General features: G+C 64.7%; 3 protein-coding genes. All 3 read left to right on the forward strand.

Annotated features, from left to right (window positions below; all coding sequences use genetic code 11):
- Positions 1–1,245: cobyrinate a,c-diamide synthase (locus tag MOV76_RS38735; RefSeq protein WP_247266552.1), on the forward strand; the 1,245-nt coding region annotated here is incomplete at its 5' end.
- The gene (locus MOV76_RS38740; RefSeq protein WP_047621436.1) at positions 1,242–2,327 is read left to right on the forward strand and encodes a threonine-phosphate decarboxylase; all 1,086 of its coding nucleotides are present in this window, start codon (positions 1,242–1,244) and stop codon (positions 2,325–2,327) included. The genes MOV76_RS38735 and MOV76_RS38740, both read left to right, overlap by 4 nt.
- Positions 2,324–3,059 (forward strand): adenosylcobinamide-phosphate synthase CbiB (gene cbiB / locus MOV76_RS38745; protein ID WP_247266553.1); only part of this gene is annotated, 736 nt, incomplete at its 3' end. The genes MOV76_RS38740 and cbiB, both read left to right, overlap by 4 nt.

Here is a 3,059-nt window from a genome sequence, read left to right on the forward strand (position 1 = left end):
CTGCTCCGAGCGCTCCGCCGGCGCGGCATCGCGGTCGCGCCCGGCAAGGCCGGCCCTGACTATATCGATCCCGCCTTCCATGCGGCAGCGAGCGGCACGCTCTGTCTGAATTTCGATCCCTGGGCGATGCGCCCGGAGCTGATCTCGGCCAATGCGGCCCTTCACCGTTCCGGCGACCGCATCCTCGTCATCGAGGCGATGATGGGGCTTTTCGACGGGGCGGCTGACGGAAGGGGGACGGCGGCCGATCTGGCGGCCCAGCTTGGGCTTTCCGTGGTGTTGGTCGTCGATGCCTCGCGCATGTCGCAGTCGGTGGCGGCGCTGGTTACTGGTTTTGCCGGTTTCCGTGCCGATGTGCGGGTTGCTGGTGTCATCCTCAACAAGGTCGGCAGCGACCGGCACGAGGCGATGCTGCGGCAGGCGCTCGAAGCTATCCGTATGCCTGTCATCGCCGTCATCGGCAGCGACAAGGCGCTTTCCCTGCCGGAGCGCCATCTCGGCCTCGTCCAGGCCGGCGAACACGCAACCCTCGACAATTTCATCGACCATGCGGCGGATGCCGTCTCCGAGGAATGTAATTTCGAATTCCTGCTGCGCATCGCCAGGCAGGGGCTCAACCGGCCGTCGGCCGCCAATATCGACCGGTTGCCGCCACTGGGTGCCCGCATCGCCGTGGCGCGCGATGTCGCCTTTGCCTTTTCCTACGAGCATATGCTGCTCGGCTGGCGCCGCCGGGGTGCTGCGATTTCCTTCTTCTCGCCGCTTGCCGACGAGGCGCCGGCTGGTGATGCCGATGCGATCTATCTGCCCGGTGGTTATCCCGAGCTGAATGCCGGGCGGCTGGCAGAGGCGCAGAATTTCCGCGCCGGCATGCTCGATGCGGCAGCGCGCGACATCCGGATCTATGGCGAATGCGGCGGCTACATGGTGCTTGGCGAGGGCTTGATCGATGCAAAGGGGCATCGCCATGAAATGCTCGGCCTGCTGCCCGTCGTCACCACCTATGCCGAGCGAAAGCGCCATCTCGGCTATCGCCGTGTTGTGCCCCTCGACGGCGCCTTCTTTGCTCGGATGATGACGGCCCATGAATTCCACTATTCCAGCGTCGTTTCCGAGGGCGAGGGCAAACGGCTTTTTCAGGTGCAGGATGCGCTCGGAACCGATCTGGGCGCCGCCGGTCTCAGGCGCGACCAGGTGGCAGGCTCCTACATGCATCTGATCGATCTTGCCGGAGCTGCTGCATGAGCGCACCGATCGTCCACGGCGGCGGCATCACCGCCGCTGCCGCTACCTTCGGCGGTAGACCGGAAGATTGGCTCGATCTTTCCACGGGCATCAATCCGTGCCCCGTCGCCCTGCCTGACATTCCGGCAAGGGCCTGGCATCGCCTGCCGGACCGGCATCTCATCGATGAGGCAAGGCGTGCGGCGCGAGATCATTACCGCAGCGGCGAGATCTTGCCGCTGCCGGTGCCAGGCACACAATCGGTGATCCAGCTTCTGCCGCGCCTCGTCGAGGCGGATAGGCTGGTTGGCGGCACGGACAACAGTGTCGCGGTGACGGACAACAGGGTTGCCGTTACGGACAACAGGGTTGCCGTGACGGACAACAGGGTTGCCGTGGTATCGCCGACCTATGGCGAGTATGCGCGCGCCTTCGCCTCGGCCGGTTTTGCCGTCGATGCGGTCGACGATATTGCCGCGATCGGAGCCGGACATCGGCTGGCTGTCGTCGTCAATCCGAACAATCCTGATGGGTTGATATGGCCGGCCGAAACGCTGATTGCCCTGCACGACAGGATGAAGGCAGCGGACGGACTTCTCGTCGTCGACGAAGCCTTTGGCGATACCGATCCGGCGCTCAGCCTTGCATCCCGCGCGCCGCAGCTTTCCAATCTGGTGATCTTTCGTTCTTTCGGCAAGTTCTTCGGGCTTGCCGGCCTGCGGCTCGGTTTTGCGATTGCGCGCAGCGATATTCTCGCGCGTTTCGAAGACTGGCTCGGCCCCTGGGCGGTCTCCGGCCCGGCTCTTTCGATTGCAGATTCGCTGCTGCGCTCGGACGTTTCTCCGATTCGCGGCCGCATCAATGAACGCTGCGCCGGCCTGCATGGGGTGCTGACGGGCGCCGGGTTGCAGCTTTCAGGAGGCACGGCGCTCTTCACCCTTGTCGCCGATGCGAGAGCCGGCGACATTTACACACATCTCTGCCGCCATCATATTCTCGTCCGCAAGTTCGACTATGCGCCGGAGTGGCTGCGTTTCGGGCTGCCGCCCGATCCGGCGGCAGACAGGCGGCTTGGCGAAGCCCTTCAGAGATTTGAGCGATGACGATCGACGAAAACCTTCTCGTACTGCTTCTGGCGCTGCTGCTCGACCGGATTGCCGGCGATCCGCAATGGCTGTGGTCGCGGATGCCGCATCCCGTTGTCATGTTCGGCGCGGCGATCTCCTATGCCGAGCGGCAGCTCAACCCGGCAAGCCTCACGGGCTCGCAACGCCGAATGAACGGTATTGCCGCCATCCTGGCGCTGCTTCTTTTGGCGGTGGCCGCAGGCTTCGTGTTCAACCGGTTCTTCGCGCTGTTCGGCCTTGTCGGCATCTTGCTGGAGACCGGGCTGGTGGCGATCTTCCTGGCGCAAAAAAGCCTTGCCGATCACGTCGCGGCCGTCGCTGTCGCCTTACGCCACGAAGGGCTTGCCGGCGGACGAGCCGCCGTTTCCCGCATCGTCGGACGCGATCCCGAGACGCTGGACGAGCCGGCCGTATGCCGCGCGGCGATCGAAAGCCTTGCCGAGAATTTCTCCGACGGCGTTGTGGCGCCGGCGCTCTGGTATGCCATCTTCGGGCTGCCGGGGCTCTTCGCCTACAAGATGCTGAACACCGCGGATTCGATGATCGGCCATAAGTCTGAAAAATACATCGACTTCGGCTGGGCAGCCGCCCGGCTCGACGATGTCGCCAACTGGCCGGCCGCTCGCCTCTCCATCCTGCTGATTGCCGCCGGCGCCTGGATCCGGCGGGGAACAAGCGCCGGCCGTGAAGCGGTCCGCGTGGCGATGC

It is taken from the genome of Rhizobium sp. PRIMUS64, from assembly GCF_023006465.1.
In the GTDB taxonomy this organism is placed as follows: Bacteria; Pseudomonadota; Alphaproteobacteria; order Rhizobiales; family Rhizobiaceae; genus Rhizobium; species Rhizobium leguminosarum.

Bases quoted from the DNA above. Each gene is read 5' to 3' on its own strand.
- MOV76_RS38740 (WP_047621436.1), top strand. From the start codon at position 1,242: ATGAGCGCACCGATCGTCCACGGCGGCGGCATCACCGCCGCTGCCGCT.